The organism is Paenibacillus sp. 2RAB27 (assembly GCF_052115445.1).
Lineage (GTDB): Bacteria > Bacillota > Bacilli > Paenibacillales > NBRC-103111 > Paenibacillus_E.
Genome location: NZ_JBFRGR010000013.1, coordinates 153,270 through 170,670, shown reverse-complemented (window position 1 = coordinate 170,670; position 17,401 = coordinate 153,270). Strand labels below are relative to the sequence as shown.

General features: G+C 42.1%; 18 protein-coding genes. 14 read left to right on the top strand and 4 right to left on the bottom strand.

Annotated features, from left to right (window positions below):
* Positions 1-32: 32 nt before the first annotated feature.
* The 3 genes from AB4114_RS19035 to AB4114_RS19025 all read right to left on the bottom strand — a co-directional run bounded on the left by AB4114_RS19035 (position 33) and on the right by AB4114_RS19025 (position 3,567).
* Entirely contained in the window at positions 33-272 is a 240-nt protein-coding gene (locus AB4114_RS19035) for an NHLP leader peptide family RiPP precursor (RefSeq protein WP_441989889.1), read from the bottom strand.
* A gap of 74 nt (positions 273-346) precedes the next feature.
* Entirely contained in the window at positions 347-1,285 is a 939-nt protein-coding gene (locus AB4114_RS19030; protein WP_441989888.1) for a hypothetical protein, read from the bottom strand.
* Positions 1,282-3,567, bottom strand: a complete 2,286-nt coding sequence (locus tag AB4114_RS19025) for an AraC family transcriptional regulator (protein ID WP_441989887.1) — start codon at positions 3,565-3,567, stop codon at positions 1,282-1,284. Before AB4114_RS19025 ends, AB4114_RS19030 begins: the two co-directional genes overlap by 4 nt.
* A gap of 273 nt (positions 3,568-3,840) precedes the next feature.
* Between AB4114_RS19025 and AB4114_RS19020 the strand changes: the two genes are divergently transcribed.
* From AB4114_RS19020 to AB4114_RS18985, 8 genes are all read left to right on the top strand, one after another.
* Positions 3,841-4,764, top strand: a complete 924-nt coding sequence (locus AB4114_RS19020) for an ABC transporter permease (protein WP_171638036.1) — start codon at positions 3,841-3,843, stop codon at positions 4,762-4,764.
* A 49-nt stretch (positions 4,765-4,813) separates the two neighbouring features.
* Positions 4,814-5,668 (top strand): carbohydrate ABC transporter permease, encoded by an 855-nt coding sequence (locus AB4114_RS19015; protein ID WP_441989902.1) that lies wholly within the window; start codon positions 4,814-4,816, stop codon positions 5,666-5,668.
* A gap of 73 nt (positions 5,669-5,741) precedes the next feature.
* Positions 5,742-7,340 carry an extracellular solute-binding protein gene (locus AB4114_RS19010; RefSeq protein WP_441989901.1) on the top strand — a complete coding sequence of 533 codons (1,599 nt, stop codon included), beginning with the start codon at positions 5,742-5,744 and terminating at the stop codon, positions 7,338-7,340.
* 134 nt (positions 7,341-7,474) lie between these two features.
* Entirely contained in the window at positions 7,475-7,915 is a 441-nt protein-coding gene (locus AB4114_RS19005; RefSeq protein ID WP_436238041.1) for a MarR family winged helix-turn-helix transcriptional regulator, read from the top strand.
* Between the two features lie 39 nt (positions 7,916-7,954).
* Positions 7,955-8,875, top strand: coding sequence for an AEC family transporter (locus tag AB4114_RS19000; RefSeq protein ID WP_441989886.1), 921 nt, complete (start codon positions 7,955-7,957; stop codon positions 8,873-8,875).
* Between the two features lie 98 nt (positions 8,876-8,973).
* Positions 8,974-9,276: a hypothetical protein gene (locus tag AB4114_RS18995; protein ID WP_171638030.1), complete on the top strand. Its 303-nt coding sequence runs from the start codon at positions 8,974-8,976 to the stop codon at positions 9,274-9,276.
* 35 nt (positions 9,277-9,311) lie between these two features.
* A complete protein-coding gene (locus AB4114_RS18990; RefSeq protein WP_056624735.1) occupies positions 9,312-9,680 on the top strand; it encodes a DUF423 domain-containing protein in 369 nt (122 codons plus the stop codon).
* A gap of 192 nt (positions 9,681-9,872) precedes the next feature.
* Positions 9,873-11,732, top strand: coding sequence for a putative bifunctional diguanylate cyclase/phosphodiesterase (locus AB4114_RS18985; RefSeq protein WP_441989885.1), 1,860 nt, complete (start codon positions 9,873-9,875; stop codon positions 11,730-11,732).
* Between the two features lie 42 nt (positions 11,733-11,774).
* On the opposite strand, the gene AB4114_RS18980 is transcribed toward AB4114_RS18985, so the two are convergent.
* Positions 11,775-12,269, bottom strand: coding sequence for a hypothetical protein (locus AB4114_RS18980; RefSeq protein ID WP_441989884.1), 495 nt, complete (start codon positions 12,267-12,269; stop codon positions 11,775-11,777).
* A 151-nt stretch (positions 12,270-12,420) separates the two neighbouring features.
* On the opposite strand from AB4114_RS18980, the gene AB4114_RS18975 reads away from it, so the two are divergent.
* From AB4114_RS18975 to AB4114_RS18950, 6 genes are all read left to right on the top strand, one after another.
* Positions 12,421-12,606, top strand: a complete 186-nt coding sequence (locus AB4114_RS18975) for a hypothetical protein (protein ID WP_441989883.1) — start codon at positions 12,421-12,423, stop codon at positions 12,604-12,606.
* A 400-nt stretch (positions 12,607-13,006) separates the two neighbouring features.
* A complete protein-coding gene (locus AB4114_RS18970) occupies positions 13,007-13,309 on the top strand; it encodes a YunC family protein (RefSeq protein ID WP_056624253.1) in 303 nt (100 codons plus the stop codon).
* Positions 13,310-13,535: 226 nt separating this feature from the next.
* Positions 13,536-14,324, top strand: coding sequence for a basic amino acid ABC transporter substrate-binding protein (locus tag AB4114_RS18965; protein ID WP_441989900.1), 789 nt, complete (start codon positions 13,536-13,538; stop codon positions 14,322-14,324).
* An 83-nt stretch (positions 14,325-14,407) separates the two neighbouring features.
* The gene (locus AB4114_RS18960) at positions 14,408-15,055 is read left to right on the top strand and encodes an amino acid ABC transporter permease (RefSeq protein ID WP_056624247.1); all 648 of its coding nucleotides are present in this window, start codon (positions 14,408-14,410) and stop codon (positions 15,053-15,055) included.
* Position 15,056: 1 nt separating this feature from the next.
* On the top strand, positions 15,057-15,788 hold the full coding sequence (locus AB4114_RS18955; protein ID WP_441989882.1) for an amino acid ABC transporter ATP-binding protein: 732 nt from the start codon (positions 15,057-15,059) through the stop codon (positions 15,786-15,788).
* A gap of 272 nt (positions 15,789-16,060) precedes the next feature.
* The gene (locus AB4114_RS18950) at positions 16,061-17,392 is read left to right on the top strand and encodes an ABC transporter substrate-binding protein (protein WP_441989881.1); all 1,332 of its coding nucleotides are present in this window, start codon (positions 16,061-16,063) and stop codon (positions 17,390-17,392) included.
* Positions 17,393-17,401: the final 9 nt, after the last annotated feature.

Here is a 17,401-nt window from a genome sequence, read left to right as displayed (position 1 = left end):
TTCCGCTAATTGAGCGGGACACCTTTATTATTTTACCAAACTACTTCTACGGCATTAGATGCTACTAAGATCTTAGCTGGATTTGTAGGGATTACTAGAACAAATTCTGTCGATGTTTCTTCAACAGCTTTAACCTTGATGTCTTCAGGAAGTGTAATGTTAAATGCTTGTTTAAGCGCTGCTCTCGGGTTGGCTAGAAGTTGTTGTTTAAAGGCTTCATCTTCCCAAGCTTTTTGAATAATTTGGGCTTTTACGCTATCATTTGTGGACATTTGTAATCACTCCTAGTCATTTGGGTAATTTTTCCTACAAGAAAAATTATACCACGAACATTTCTATTAATCTATCAAAATCTATCAGAATTAGACAAAAAATAGTAGAACCCACCAGAGACTAAAGTCGCTCTTCGTTCTTTAATTTCTTGGGCTTCCCGATGGATGTTTTGCACGAGAGAATCATGGAAAGCAAGCAGTTGCTCCATGCCTACTGACAAGGTTAGTAGATGCTCGTGGTGAGAGTCAGCAGTCTTTCCGTAATCGACGAAGAAGTCATGGACATAGAGTTGCTGCTTAATCATTTCAGGTGATAGCGTATCTATTGTCGAAAGCTGCAATTGCTTGCGGATCGATGCTATTAAGCAATTATACGATCCATCGGCTAGATCCTCTTCCCAGTCTGACCAGTCATCCAACATTTGTAGTGTTACAAGGGTTTGTTCAACGGCATTGGTAACTACAGGGATGAGATCATCTTGGTTGGCAAGCAGTAGTGCTCCTGTGCTGGCATTTTTAACAGGACTAGCTTTCTTGGCAATTTGAAATTTGTCCTCGTGGAAATAATCGGATTGTCGTTCATTTGTGACACTTTTCGACCATTCTAGGATGTAGGATTCGTAATAGTCCCAGAAGGGGGAATCTGAAGGGAATAGCTCTAGATAAATCGAGAGGAATTGGACATGGAATAAGTTGGCGAGTGGCAGCTTGCTTGCGTGTTCACCTTTGCTAGCGTCCATAATATCATCTTGTATGAAGTAGTACAGCATGACGAAGACATTTGCAAGGGAAAGCTTGTTAAACGACTCCGCAGGCAGCTTGCAGAAGTCTTTCATCCAAAACGGAAGAAGATAACAAATATAATTCTTGCTGCTACCTTCGTGAGTGGGGTCAAACTTAGCTAAATAGGCAAGTCCTAACTGGTCCAATGGAGAGGGAAATTGGCGTACAGTTTCCTTTGCTTCTGCAAAAATAAGATTTAATTGATTCTTGTGATCATTTAGCCAATTCATCGTTCTTCAATTCCTTTCTGTTGGAGCGTATTTTCATATTTGAGTTGTTTACGGAAATCGTTCGGTGTGATTCCGTTATACTTTTTAAATAAGCGATAGAAATAAGAGTCGCTCGTGAAGCCTGTCTTCTCTGCGATTTCAGCAACGGACAGCGATGAGTTTAAAAGTAGATCTTTGGATTTGTTCATCCGCACATCTTGAATCACATCGGTAATGGCAGCCATCGTGTGCTGTTTGTACAAGCGGCTAATATAAATGGAAGACATCGCGAGTTCATCGGCAATCGAGTTCAGTGACAAGTTCTGATTCGCATAATCCCGATCAATGATGTCGTTCATTTTCTTGATCAGCTCCACATGCTTAGAGCTTCTTTTCTCATCTAGCTTTTTCTGAAGCTGCTTGAATACGTCAATGAACTGCGCGTTAATTTCTTCAATGGTCTCGACGTGGGTCAGTGAAGCGACAGCAGCATCCAAGTAGAGGGGGAAGGCTAGCGCATTATTCTTGTTGATTGTCGTTAGGACGTTATTAACGGTTAAGGTCAGGTGGGAAATGGCCAAATGGACGACCGTGTAAGGATATAGGGATGTTTCATTCACAATGTCGGTATAAAGCAGTTCAGCCTCTTCCGAATCGCCTGTCATGAGGCAATCGACAAGCTGTTTTTCCTTCTGCGATGGGAATTTGTACTCCTTGGTACGGTAAGCAATAATTTCATCCGACCATATGATACAGCCATGTCCTCTAAATAAACGATGATAAGAAGCCTCCAGCAGCTGCTTATAAAGTTGGAAGCACGTTATCGCTTCGTCCTGCAGCGGGCTTACTGTAATCGAAACGGATAATTTAATGAAGGAAGAGATGGAGGCTTGCATATTCTGGAGCAACTCTGTGTAATCAACAGGTTCCCATTTGAAATCTGCTTCTTTCGCAGAGAGAAGCAACAGAATATGATCATCTCCCATATCGATGCCTTCCGCGTGAAAGGTGGAGGCGCTGATTTCGGTACCGATATTCATGATGGCATAGCGTAACAAGGTAAGTTGATCTTTATAAGTCCGAATGTTTTCTTCATATTTATCAATTTTAACCATGAGAAGTAGTGAAGGGTGATCAATGGTGATTTTGGAGCCGAAATAAGTTAATTTCGATTTCAAGACTTGAGGGTGGTAGGCGTCTCTGCCCAGCATAATATTTCTCAGGAAATTTTGTCGTAAAATTTGCAAGTTATCGCGCTTTTCGATTTCTAACGTTTTTAAGCTTCGAATGACCTTATCAATGGGACCGAATAATCGTTTGGACATGAAGAACGAAATGAGCAGCCCAAGTAGAAGAATGCTAAGGGAGATGTAAATCGTTTTGAGACGCATGTCTCTGATCTCTTTTGTGATAATGGTGTAAGGGGTTGTACGGACGTAACGCCATCCTAGGGAATCAGGCGCTGTATACGAAATCAATGACAGATTCTCATTGACCTTATCGACCAAATAACCCGGTGAAGAAGCATTGGCGATAATTTTCTGGATGTAGCTTTTATCTGCATAATTGGAGAGGACAGGATTAGAACCATCGGTGGAGATCAGAATTCCTTCTTTATTAATAATAAATTCGTTGCTTGCCCGATTGTTAGCAATTTTCTTCAATGATTTATTGAAGAATGATTCTGAGATATTGACGACAACGGCTGAATTCAAGGAATTATTCAAATTGATGGCATCATAGCACAAATAGGAATAGATCCCGACAGTTGTTGTTTGAAGTGTACTGACGTTGGTTGACTTGAAGGTTCTTGGAATCGGCAAGAAAGGAATGTAATCCTGAAAATGATCAAGGATATCGACCATGCCAGGATCGCCAAGGTTGGCTTTTGTTTGGATGCCGCTCTGAAAGTTGTTCGAGCTGACGTAGAAAAGCTCTGAGGTTCCGTTATACACATAAATGGAATCGATAAATGGCATCGCTAGCCGATATAAATTCAATTGCGCCATGCTGCCTTGGACATCATAAATATCTGGTTTATCGTAAAACAGCAATTTACTGATGACGAAATCACGATAAATTTGAAATGACAGGGAGGTAGCAGTTTCTGTTATGGTTCGAATTTCTTGACTCGTTTGGAGCAGGGAGTTGGAGTCGGATTCATACACTTGTTTCAGTGCAATATTGTCGAAGTTGACATAAAGAATTGTAGAGGAGACAAGCAAGGTAATGACAATGGATAAAACAATACTGAGAAGTATGTTGCGATACATAAATTTGCTCTCTTGATTTCGAAGTATCATGCTATCCGTCCCCCCCCTTTGGTAAAAAAAGTATATCCCAACTTTATTCGGCTTGCAATGGAATCGGAGAGCTCAAGGGCTGAAAAAGCGCTATAAACGCCGAATTCTCCATGAAAGTTTACATTGTGCATATGCCGTTTAGACGATTTTGGGTGGGTTCGTTCATAAATGTTAGCAGATCTTCAGTATCCTTGATGGAACGATTCTGTCTATAATTCGAGTATGGCAACCGACAAGATGAACAGGACAATTAACGCAKGGAGGTTTACCAGCATGATCCGAAAGAAAGGATTTTTCTATGAGTTAAACAAAAATAAATTGTTGTTTCTCATGATAGCGCCAACGTTGATCTTCTTCTTTATTAATTCGTACGTACCGATGGTTGGGATCTACTTCGCATTTACTCGGTTTGATTTTAATGGGGGACTTTTCGGAAGTCCATTTGTAGGCTTGGAGAATTTCGAATTTTTATGGAAATCAGGCGTGCTGTGGACGCTTACGCGGAATACGGTGGCCTACAATTTGGCATTCATCGTGTTTTTAAATGCGGCAGCCATCTTTTGCGCCATCTTATTAAGTGAAATGACAGGGAAGTTCTTCAAGAAACTTACGCAATCCGTGATGTTCTTACCTTATTTTATTTCATTTGTTCTTCTGAATGCAATCGCTTACAACATGTTTAATTATGATACTGGTTTTGTGAATACCACGCTTAAATCGTGGGGATCTAACCCGGTGGACATTTATAACACACCTTCTTCATGGGTTTTTCTGTTGATTATGTTCTATGTATGGAAGAATGTGGGCTACACCATGGTGATCTATCTCGCCACGATAACTGGCATTAGTGATGAGTACTACGAAGCGGCAACGATTGATGGAGCGAACATTTTCCAACGGATTTGGTACATAACGATTCCGATGCTGAAGCCAACCTTCATTATATTGCTGTTATTCGCACTGGGCAGCATCATGAAAGGTCAATTCGATCTCTTCTACCAATTAATTGGGAATAACGGGATCTTATACAATGCAACGGACATCTTGGATACTTACGTTTTCCGCTCTTTGAAGGTTACGTTTGACATCGGGATGGCGACCTCAGCTGGATTGTTCCAGTCGATCTTCGGCTTTGTACTTATTATGACTGTGAACTATCTGATTAAAAAATCAAATGATGAATATGCACTTTTCTAGGAGGTGACTGCACTTGCGTACCAGAGGAATTGATTCCGTTACATTCAACATGATTGCCTATCTTGTCATTATCGCGTTTTCTGTGATCTGTTTGTTTCCCTTCCTTCTCATCATTTCGGGTTCACTAACGGATAATGAATCCATTATACGAGATGGATATCACCTCATACCGAATGTCTTTTCATTGACAGCCTACAAGGCGGTTCTAACATTCCCAGAAAAAGTATTAACAGCCTACGGGGTTACGATCTTTGTGACGGTAGTCGGGACGGCACTAGGGTTGTTCATGATGACGATGGCCGGTTACGTGCTGCAAAGGAAAGATTTTAAGTATCGGAATAAGCTTTCCTTCTATATTTACTTTACGACGCTTTTCGGTGGTGGCCTTGTCCCTTGGTACATCATGATGACGAAATATCTACAGTTAACAGATACGTATGCAGCACTGATTTTCCCAGGACTCATGTCTCCCTTTCTTATTATATTAATGCGCAGCTTCATTAAGTCATCTATTCCAGAAGAGTTAACAGAGTCTTCGAAGATTGACGGAGCGAATGACTTCACGATTTATTACCGTGTAGTTCTTCCACTGGCGATGCCTGGGATTGCCACAGTTGGACTATTTCTGGCTTTACATTATTGGAACAGCTGGTTCTCGACATCGCTCTTTATTAATGATCAGAACAAATACGAGTTGCAGTATTTCTTGTATAACATCATTAACACAGCAGCAGCGGTTTCACAGCTTGGTGTTAGTACGGGAGTGACGATGAGCCAGGACATTCCATCGGAATCTACCAAACTAGCAATGGCTATTATTGTAACTGGGCCGATTTTATTCCTGTATCCATTCGTTCAACGATTTTTCGTTAAAGGCCTAACCATAGGCGCTGTGAAAGGTTAGAACTGTAACGGAGTTATTCCGTCAGCTAACATAGATTATTGACTTATTTAAATTATGCACAAATAAAGGGAGGATTTACATGAAAAGTAATGCGAAAAAGATGTACAGTGTGTCAATGGCATTAGTGCTTGCGGGTTCCGTTGTTGCAGGGTGTAGCAGTTCCACATCCACAAGTTCGCCAAGTCCTTCCACAGCCCCAGCAACGAAAGCACCAGAAGCTACAGCAGCGGCGGCTACAGCTAAGCCAGCAGGAATAGACACATCGAAGAAAGTAGAATTGCAATTCTATATGTTAGGACCTGCACCGAAAGATCTTCCAGTTATTGAAGAAGAGATTAACAAGCTGGCCTTGAAGGATCTGAACGCGACAGTTAAATTCAATTTCACAACGTGGACGGATTGGGATCAGAAATATAAGTTATTATTATCTTCCGGCCAAGCGGTTGATTTGATCTTCACAGCAGAGTGGACACAATACCAATCCTATGCCAAAAAAGGAGCTTTCCTAGCACTGGATGAGTTGCTTCCGAAAGCAGCGCCTAAATTGAATAGCTTCGTACCGAAAGACATGTGGGAAGCTGTCAAAATTGATGGCAAAATCTACACCGTTCCTGCCACTTATAAAGAGTACGTAACGACAGGCTTTATCTGGCGTGAAGATCTCAGAGAGAAGTTCAATTTGCCGAAACCGGATTCCCTTGCTAATTTCGAAGTATATCTAGCTGGCATTAAGAAAAATGTACCTGATATGGTACCACTAGCAGCGAATAGTGATGTGAAAGGCAGTCTTTCTGATCAATACAAAAACTTAACAATCGATCCAATTGGAGCCGTTCCTTATGGGTTGAACATTGGCTATAAAACGCCATCTGATGTTAGCTTGTACTGGGGTTCTGCGGAGCACTTGAATGAGCTGAAAGCGATGAAGAAATGGCAGGATGCCGGCTACATTACGAAGAACGTCCTGAACACGAAGGATGCGATGACCGATTTGATTACAAGCGGTAAAGCAGCAGCGAATCTTGGAGATAACCCTAGCCGCTTCAATGATCAAAAGCTGAAAATTGCTTCTACTCACCCAGACTGGAAGCTTGAGTACTACCCAGCGCCAATGATTAAAGGGCATGCAGAGCCAGTTCACCCGATCCACAATGGCTTCGCAATTCCGAAAAGTAGTAAAAACGCCGAGCGTGCACTTGCTTTCTACGAAAAAATGGTAACAGACAAAACGTACAATCAATTGACTGAGTACGGTATCTTAGGCAAAAACTACACGGTTGATAATGGTTACTACACCATGATCGGTGACACGAACAGCAATGGTTTCCCTAGAGAAGCTATGCAGGGCTGGGCATGGAGAAATCCTGAGTTTATGTTATTCGATAAAGGCTACGATGGCGTGAAAAAAATCTTCGCTGATCTGGATAAAATTGCAACACCTGATAAATACACAGGATTTGCAGAAGACTACACGAGCTATCAAGCAGAAAGAGCGGCATTAGAGCAAGTGGAGAAACAATATCTGTATCCACTTGAAGCAGGTCTGGTTGCGGATGTTGAAGGCGGATTGAAAACATTTATGGAAAAAGCCAAAGTAGCCGGGCTTGATAAAATCCAAGCCGAATACAAGAAACAATGGTTGGAGTATGTGAAAAGTCAAAATATTAAATAAATAATCTTGAAAAACGCGGATGTGTGCCTGATAGATGGGCGCTCATCCGCGTTTTGTATTGACAGTCGGTGACTTTTTGTTTAAATTGGAAGCAAATCGATTGTTCACAATATGACGGAGGAAAGGAAACAACTATGAGTAGCAGTGAATTTTTGAAGCTGGAGAATCAGCTTTGTTTCAGCCTATATGCAAGCTCCAGAGCGATCACTCGGATGTATCGCCCTTTTCTCGAGGAGCTTGGTATCACGTATCCGCAATACTTGGTTCTGCTTGTGCTCTGGGAGCAGAAGGAGAGCACGGTGAAAGAGCTTAGTGAGAAGCTAGATCTGGACTCAGGAACACTGACCCCGATGCTCAAAAGAATGGAAGCGCAGAAATTGCTCGTTCGGAATCGCTCACAGGAAGATGAGCGAGTAGTCCTCATTCGCATCACAGAAGCCGGACTAGCTCTCTACGATCAGGCACTATGCATTCCGCAGACACTGTTCGCTTCGAGTGGTTTATCACCGGAAGAAATTACGAATTTCAACGCGCAGTTGAAACGAATTATCACAAGCGTTAATGCCTCCATGTAAGGAGCATCATGGGGATTCTCGATGAATTGAGGCTATGCAATGAATTATTTTGTGTATATTCTAATCAATAATATTGTTCCGATTTGTATCATGATCGCGGTTGGCGTGACCATGTATCGCGCCTTTCAAATTGACATTCGTACACTCTCGAAGCTGAATTTCTATGTATTTTCGCCAGCACTTGTTTTTGTAAAGCTGTATGAATCCGAAATGAGTCTCTCCATCCTCATGCAGGTGCTCTTATTTTTTGTCATTTTCTTCAGCCTTCTATTTGCGATCATTGAAGTGATCATCCGCATACAGAAGCTGAAGCGCGGCATGCGGATCGCCATGCGAAATAGTGTTATTTTCTACAATAGCGCTAATTATGCACTGCCACTCAATCAAACCGTATTCGGCGGCAACGCCTATACACTAGCTATCCAGATCGTTATTATGATTATGCAGACGCTCATCCCTAATACCTATGGAATTTACACCTTAAATGCACATAAGGCTTCTTGGAAGGCGACGATGAAAACGATTCTCTCGTTACCTGTCATTTATGCCATTCCAATAGCACTCTTGTTACGTTATTACCATGTGCCGGTGCCATCCTCGATCAACATCCCGTTGAACTACATCGCAAATGCCTTTATGGCCACAGCGCTGTTGACGTTAGGCGTACAGCTTGGCGCCATGAAATGGACATTTCAGTTCTCGAATGTCTTGTTGTCAAATATGCTGCGCTTGGCGATAGGTCCGCTATTAGGGTTTTTGGTTGTGTGGATGCTGGGAATTGAAGGTTTAACCGCGAAGGCGTTGATTCTGTCCTGCGCAGTTCCTACATCATTAAGTAGTGTGCTCCTTGCCATTGAGTATGAGAATGAGGCTGAGTTTTCTTCACAGGCGGTCTTTACTTCGACATTATTTAGTATGTTTACGATACCAATTGTCATCTATTTGTTGGATTTTATTTGAACATTGTGGGGAATCATGAAACTAGCAGGAATATCGACAATTTTCGGCGAATGGGTATATCTACCTAAATACATCCAATTCGAGGGGGATTTTTTACGATGAGATACCAATTTTGCCAGTACGTCACGATTGTCGATATGAATGATGAGATTATGTCCGAGGTGATATTTGAACACGGAGAATTCGAGTCGAATGCAGTCTCGATTGGTTCTTCCGTTTTGATTCATCAACTAGGTTTGAAGCAGTTCGACGTTGTCTATGACAAGCGTGAGGGAAAGACGATTCGTTATAAGATCGAAGATATTGAAGTTAATTTAATCGAGCAGCCAACCGTTACGCGTGTTTTCTTGGAGCCTGTTCGTTTAATTGTAGGCCAACATGATATTGGTGAAGTCGAGTAGTTCATTACAGCAGTGAAAGGAAATAAAGTCTTATGATGAAATTGTTTATGATTTTAGGAAGCTTGAATGCTTTCCTATCTGTTGCATTAGGTGCGTTTGGCGCCCACTATTTGAAAACGAAAATTCCTGATAAGATCGACGTGTTTCAAACAGGCGTTCATTATCACATGATACACGCGATTGCTTTACTCGTGATCGCGCTGCTCTCGGACAAGCTAGGAAATACTTCCTTGGTGAATGCCTCAGGGTGGGCTATCTTCATCGGAATTATCTTGTTCTCTGGCAGTTTGTATGGATTAAGCTTGACAGGTATTAAAGCCTTTGGACCTATAACTCCGCTAGGCGGATTAAGCTTCCTTGTCGGTTGGACCCTGTTAGCCATTGCAGCGTTTAAATTAAATTAGTCGAAAGAGCCGGAGAAATCTGGCTCTTTTTCGCATTTCATGGCAAGTTAGCAGGAAATGGCGCAACCTTTGTAGAAAGTAAACACTGATTGGTAATGTGCGCGAGATTATTTTACATCATTTGGGAGCTTGGATCGGACATCTACGAAAGGCCACCCTATTGAACATAGAACTATAGAAGGAGGCGAATTCGTGAACAATCGGCTCTATATTGGCGTATATGTCGTCGTAGCCATATGCGTTAGCATTTTCGTAAAGCCGTACGCCCCATGGATTTGTCTCTCGGGCGCACTCGCACTACTTTACGTATTGCGTGCTAAGAACTCGCTGCGACAACCGCCGATGCCCAAGGAACTCCCGAGAGATCATGCGTATCTAAGTGTACTGGATTCGCTATTTGAACATAATCCCAATGCGATCGGGATTTTTAATGATGAAGGTAATTTTATTCGTATGAATCAAGCAGTAGAATCGATTCTGGGATACTCGGTTACAGATCTAATGCATCAACCTTTTACAGGCATTGTAACGGAAGAACAGTTGGAGACAACCGAGTGGCAATTGCAGCAAAGTCGCAACGGAATTCCATATACCTTTGATACGTCGGTACTGCATCAGCGCGGTTATCGTGTCGATTTGCACGTAACAGCTGTTCCTGTCGATATCCATCATCATGCCAAAGGTAATATTCTGATTTGTCAGGACATTACGGAACGTAAACGTGGCGATGAGCAAGTCCGTTTCATGGCCTATTACGATGATATGACGGGGCTTCCGAATCGACGGTTATTTAAAGATCATTTGGACGAACGACTGCGTCTTTGTAAAGAAGAAGGACATAAGGTCGCGGTGTTTTATTTGGATATTGATCGCTTCAAACTTGTAAATGATAGCTTTGGGCATGACTATGGCAACATGCTGCTACTTCAACTTGCAGAACGGTTCACTCGCTGTTTGACCGCTGAGGATTTCTTGGCGCGTACGGAAGGTGACGAATTTGCCTTTTTCTATTCCAATGTAGAAGATGTGAATGATGTGATGACCGTTATTGCTGAAATCAATCGTGTCTTGGAGAAGCCATTCCTCCTTGAACAATATGAGCTGCATGTCACGGCAAGTATAGGTGTCGCCATTTCTTCGGAAGATACAGGTGAAGCTGATGAATTGATGAAATATGCGGATATTGCATTAGCCCGGGCCAAAGAGAAAGGGCGAAACGATTTTCAGATATTCAATTCGGATATGAAATCTGTTTCGATCAATCGTTTGAGGCTGGAGAATGAGCTGCGCAGAGCGTTAGTTAATGAAGAATTCGTACTGTACTACCAGCCTCAGGTGGATATAGGATCGGGGCGAATTGTTGGTGTAGAAGCTTTAATTCGGTGGAATCACCCGGACAAGGGGATGGTTATGCCTAATCATTTTATCCCATTAGCGGAAGAAAGTGGATTGATCGTACCGATTGGCGAGTGGGTGCTCCGCGCGGCTTGTAAGCAAAACAAAACATGGCAGTCTGAAGGGTATGCCCCTATTCCGATCTCAGTGAATTTATCGATGCGACAGTTTTTCCAGCATAATCTGAAAGGGAAAATAAGGCATGTTCTTGAGCAGACCGAGCTGGATCCGCAATATTTGGAGTTGGAAATTACTGAAAGTATGACGATGGATGTGGATCATGCCATTCAATCACTGCTTGAATTGAAAGAACTTGGTGTGAATGTGAGTATCGACGACTTCGGTACAGGTTATAGTTCGCTTTATTATTTGAAGAAATTTCCGATTGATAAGCTGAAGATTGACCGCTCCTTCGTCCGCGATATCATGGTAGATCCGAATGACGCGGCCATTGTTGCGACCATTATAGCCATGACGCACCATTTGAATCTGAAAGTTATCGCAGAAGGTGTAGAGACCGAAGATCAATTGAAATTCTTATATCAAAATCGATGCAATGAGGTTCAAGGATATTGGTTTAGTCCTCCTGTTGATCGTTTAGAGCTGGAGCATATGCTAAAGCATGGCATTTCAGTTGCAGCTGCGTCAGGTGAATAGAAAAAGGTACCCATGCAGATCGTTAGCAAGGGTACCTTTTATTCAATTTGTTGCTACGTAGTCATCAATTTCATTTAACTTGAATAGATATACCTTTTTCTCATCAACATGATAGACAGTCACATTCTGGCTGCTCGCGTCAAAATTGAGGATTCGACAAGGGAGGTTTAGTTTAATTCCTTGCGCTTTGATCACCGTCAAACGAATCAAGGTATTGTTCGTCTTGAAACTCTCTAACTGCTCAACAATGTGTTTCGCGGCTTCAGTGGGGTTCGTTCTGCCAGTTGAGGTTGGCGTAGGAGCGCCAGTTTTTTTATTTGTATGTAAGGAAGCGGGACTTCCTTGTTTCGTATTCAATTCAATAAGTTGACCGAGCTGGATGCCTTTAAGGATTTGATAATCTTTGATCGCGTCTGCATTTAACAAATGAAGGAGCTTTTCCATTGCTAGGCCATTGGTCTGATCTTCAATTAAAATCTCTACGGTGAATAAATGTCCATTCTTCGGACTTGTGTTTGAATCCCGTTGGTTCATCATAGCCTCCTAACTGCACGAAAATCGCACTCATCTTAACTATATCATGATATCATATTCAAATGTAGCCTCGTTTTCATAAATGGCTCTTCCCCTGAGTAATTTCGAGTAAATTCGAGTAGAGAAAATAAATCATTTTTACGGAGGTACTACATTGGATGATTATACGGCGAGAGAAGATTTGAGATTAAAATTGATGGAGGCAGAAGCCATTCTCAAAGAAGCAGAAGAGGAATATGCTTTATTTGTAAAGCAATTAAAAGTGTATGAAGACGTTATTAAAGAACAGAAAGAAAAAATTCGCATGATTAAGGCAACAACAGATTTGCATCTCCAGTAAACCTGAAAGAATATGGCATGAAGGAAGGTTGCGCTATGAAATGGATCGTACTTGTTATCATCCTATTGAGTGTGCTTCTTTTGATTTATAGACTAACTTTTAGAATTAGAGATAAAGTTGAGACGACGAAGATTATACAGATGTCACTTCATGGGAAGCGAGTATCCAAAGTGAATAAGCAAATGTGTTCGTTTTGTCGTAAAAAGGAAAAGAAGCTGAGTTTCTATTCAGACGAACAAGGAAGAGTTGTTGGCGTTTGTCCAGTATGTAGACCTCAAGCTGAGYGGAGAGCGCTAATGAGGTTATGAAAAAACACACAGAATCTTTACAGTGACCTCACACCGTACTAGCCGCAGGCGCATATACTACCGTAAGACTGCGAAGAGGAGCTGTGCAGAGCATGATGCGCGTAGAACCCATTCTTCTTGAAGGACATACAGCAATCGCGATAGAGGTCAAATTGCCGAAGACGACCTTGTTAGTGGTGACGACGGATAAAGGATATATTATGTGTGGCGCCCTCGATGTGGCGCTGCTCAATGAGCGTTTAAGTGACAGGAATATTGTAGCGGCGCGAGCTACCGGGGTTCGAACGATCGAGGAGCTTTTGGAAGCACCGCTTGAATCAGTAACCTATACGGCGGAAGACTTAGGTATTGTAGCAGGGATGACTGGAAGAGAAGCGATACTTAAAATGATGTAAATCATGTAACGGCAAGCTCGAGCGCTTGGGTCTCTAAGACCTAAGCGTTTTTTTGCATCATGCATGATGACAAAGCTGTGTGTGCCATCTGTGCATGAATCTGAAAATGCATTTAAATTCATACTTCCTGCAATTTCCTTGCTTTTTTTACACATAAAAGTGTTGTTATTTTATTGACCAAGTGTTAATATATGATTCGTCCATTACATAGAGCGGGGGAAAAATGATGAAAAAATTAATGATTTCTTTGGTAGCAGCAGCTTTAGTTATAACAATGGCAGGTTGTGGCTCCAAAGATAGTGGTGGTACGAAAGTTAAATTTGCAACAGATGCAGCTTATGCACCGATGGAATATATGGATAAAGACAAGGTAGCTGGCTTTGATATCGACTTCCTTGCTGAAGTGATGAAAGAAGCAGGTCTAGCTTATAGCATTACGAACACGGGTTGGGATACGATGTTGACGAGTGTTCAACAAGGTAAAGAGTATCAAGCAGGTATTTCCAGTGTATCCATTACGGATGAGCGTAAACAAACGTATGATTATACAGCTCCTTATTTCGAGTCAACGAATATGATTCTTGTTAAAGAAGGCAGCCCGATCAAAACTGCAGTTGATTTGAAGGATAAGAAAGTAGCGGTTCAAATCTCTACTACGGCTGATACACTTATGACGAAAATTATGGGTGGAGATAATAAGTCCCTCAAACGTATGGATAATAATACGCTTGCCTTGATGGAACTTGAGAGTAACGGTGTTGACGCGGTTGTTGCGGATATTGCTATTATTCGTGAGTATGTTAAAAACAATCCAAACAAAAAAATCGTTTCGATATCTGACAGCAAAAACTTCGAATCCGAGTACTATGGCATCTTGCTTCCTAAAGGCAGCGACCTGAAAGCGAAGCTGGATCCTGCGATCAAAAAAGTAATTGAGAACGGCACTTATGCAACAGTGTACAAAAAATGGTTCGGTCAAGAGCCAGATATGAAGAAATTGCTCGATCAAAAATAAAAGTTCAAAAGCATGCGTGACTCAACCTTACGCATGCTTTTCTTCTGTGAGTAGCAGAATAATACATGGAAAGGAAGTGTGGAATGGATTTTCGGTTTGATATTATTCTTGATTATGTCCCCTTGCTGCTGAAAGGTACGCTATGGACGATTGGTATTTCCATTCTCTCCATCTGTTTCGGCTCTGTTTTGGGTCTGGCAGTTGGTTTAGGTAAAATGTCACACCGCGGCTATTTGAGATGGCCGACAAGTATATATGTTAACTTCTTCCGCGGCACTCCGTTGCTGGTTCAAATATTGCTTGTTCACTTTGGGGTTGTTCCTTTGTTTTTAGGGTCAACAAACCCCATCATTGCTTCCATCGTGGCATTGTCCTTGAATTCGGCGGGGTATATGGCGGAGATTTTCCGTGCAGGTATTCAATCGATTGATAAAGGCCAGACGGAAGCCGCGCATTCTCTAGGCATGACGCATTTCCAAACGATGAAATCGGTTATTTTACCGCAAGCGATCAAACGGATGATTCCGCCTTTCGGGAATGAATTCATCGTACTTATCAAGGATTCCTCGTTATTCGCCATTATCGCAGCGCCTGAGTTGATGTATTGGTCGAACGCGATGCGCAGCCAATATTTCAAAGTATGGGAGCCATATTTGACAGCTGCACTTATTTATTTCATTCTTACTTACTCTCTTAGCAAGCTTCTTGGCTATATCGAAAGGAGAGTATAATATGACGGCTTTAATAGAAGTTAAGAACTTGAAAAAAGCGTTCGGAGATAACGTTGTTCTTCGTGACATTAGTACGGAAATTCGGCACCAAGAAGTGCTGGTTGTAATTGGTCCTTCCGGATCCGGGAAATCTACTTTCTTACGTTGCTTGAATCTGCTGGAGCAGCCCAATGGTGGAACGATCACGATTGAGGGTCGCAATCTCATGGACCCTGCGAACAAAATTAACGAGATCCGCATGGAATTAGGTATGGTTTTTCAGCGGTTTCACTTATTCCCTCATATGAAGGTTATTGATAATATTATGCTTGCGCCAATCCAGGTACGGAAATGGCCGGAGGATAAAGCACGGAAGAAAGCCTTGGAGCTTTTGGCCAAAGTTGGACTTGCAGACAAAGCAAACGCACTTCCGGATTCTTTATCCGGTGGTCAAGCTCAGCGTGTTGCGATTGCACGTGCACTTGCGATGGAGCCGAAGATCATGTTGTTCGATGAACCCACTTCCGCGCTTGATCCAGAGATGGTAGGCGAAGTGCTTGCGGTTATGAAACAATTGGCCAAAGAAGGTATGACAATGGTTGTCGTGACGCATGAAATGGGCTTCGCGCGTGAAGTTGGCGATCGCGTCATGTTCATGGAGCAAGGAGTTATTGTCGAGGAAGGCAACCCGAAACAAATTTTTGAGGCACCGACTCAGGAACGTACGAAATCGTTTTTGTCCAAAGTGCTATAGGGATATATAGGAGGAGGCTCGCGCCATGCGCGGGCTTTTTTTGTTTCCTGTTGAAGTAGCCAATCTAAATATATCGAGGAGTTACCAAAATATTTTATTAGTTTGGAGATGCGATTCAAGTAATTGGGAATCTAATGGGAAAAACTACTGAAAAACTAAACAAATGATCTAATTTTCATTTCTTCACGCAAAAGAAAGCGCTATCTATAATAATGAAGTAGGCCAATGAGATTCAAATACTACACAAAAGCACAATAGGGGAGTTGTATAAAATGAATATCAAAAAAGTAACCGCTTTATCTCTAAGTACGGTCATTGCAGGAGGACTATTAGCTGGATGTAGCTCGACAGACAAGCCAGCAGCAACCGAAACAGCGAAAACAGCAACGGGGACTCCTGCTGCAGCGAGCAAAGATCCTGTTAAACTAACGTTCTGGTTCCCGGGCGCAGATAAGGCCAATGATGAATATTTCAACAACGCCGCTAGAGAATTCGAAAAGCTTCACCCGAATGTCACGATCGAAACAACCGTGCTTCCATCTGCAGCTGAGGATATTGATACCAAGCTGAACTCTGCGAAGCTAAGTGGCACAATGCCAGATATTTTTTCTGCCTACCTTGCTTTCATGGGAACAAGAGGGGCGAAAGGCGACTTTGCTCCATTAGATGCATACATCGATAAGTGGGATCAAAAAGCAGATATCATGGATAGTGCTTTGAACGCAGGTAAATATCAGAACAAAACATTAGGCTTAGGATTCTTCCCAGCACCTGAAATTCTGACATATCGTAAAGACTATTTCCAAGAAGCAGGCCTTGATCCGAACAAACCACCAGCGAACTGGGACGAGCTTGCAAGCTACGCGGAGAAGCTTACTAAGAGGGACGCAAATGGAAATGTAACGCGTGCAGGCTTTGATATTCCACTTACGTCCGCAGACGTATTCGTTGAACCGTTCCTTCGCCAGAATGGTGCAAAGCTCATCGACGAGGCGCAAAGCGTACCTGATCTGAATGATGCGAAAGCCGTTGATGGTCTGAAATACTTAGTGGAGTTGAACAACAAGAAAGTAAGCATTCCTTACAATTATCAGAAGAAAGATGAAATTCCTTTTGTAAGCGGTAAATCGGCGATGTCGTTCCTGCAAACAAGTGGAATCAGCAACCTGATCAAAAACAATCCAGACTTGAAAGACAAGTTAGGTTTCGCTCCAGTACTTCAAAAAGAAACAAAAGTAGGCTTCAATGGCTACCGTCTATTCACAATTGGAAACGCAAGTAAGCATAAAGATGAGTCCTTCGAATTTATTAAATTCATGATGTCCAACGAGCAAGTTTGGAAGCGTTATAAAGATTTGAAAATCCCTGTGGTCAAGAAGTCACTTGGCAAACAATTTACAGATGAAGATCCAGCATTCAACAGCGTATTGCTCGATTATGTAAACAATGGAAAAGGTAAGCCAGTTGTGCCTTGGTTGGCTTTGTATAACAAATACATCATCCAATCCTATGAAGAAGCGATCAGCAAGAAGAAAACACCTGAACAAGCACTCAAAGATGCACAAGAAAATCTTCAAAATGAACTCAAAAATATAGCTAAATAAATTTCGTTA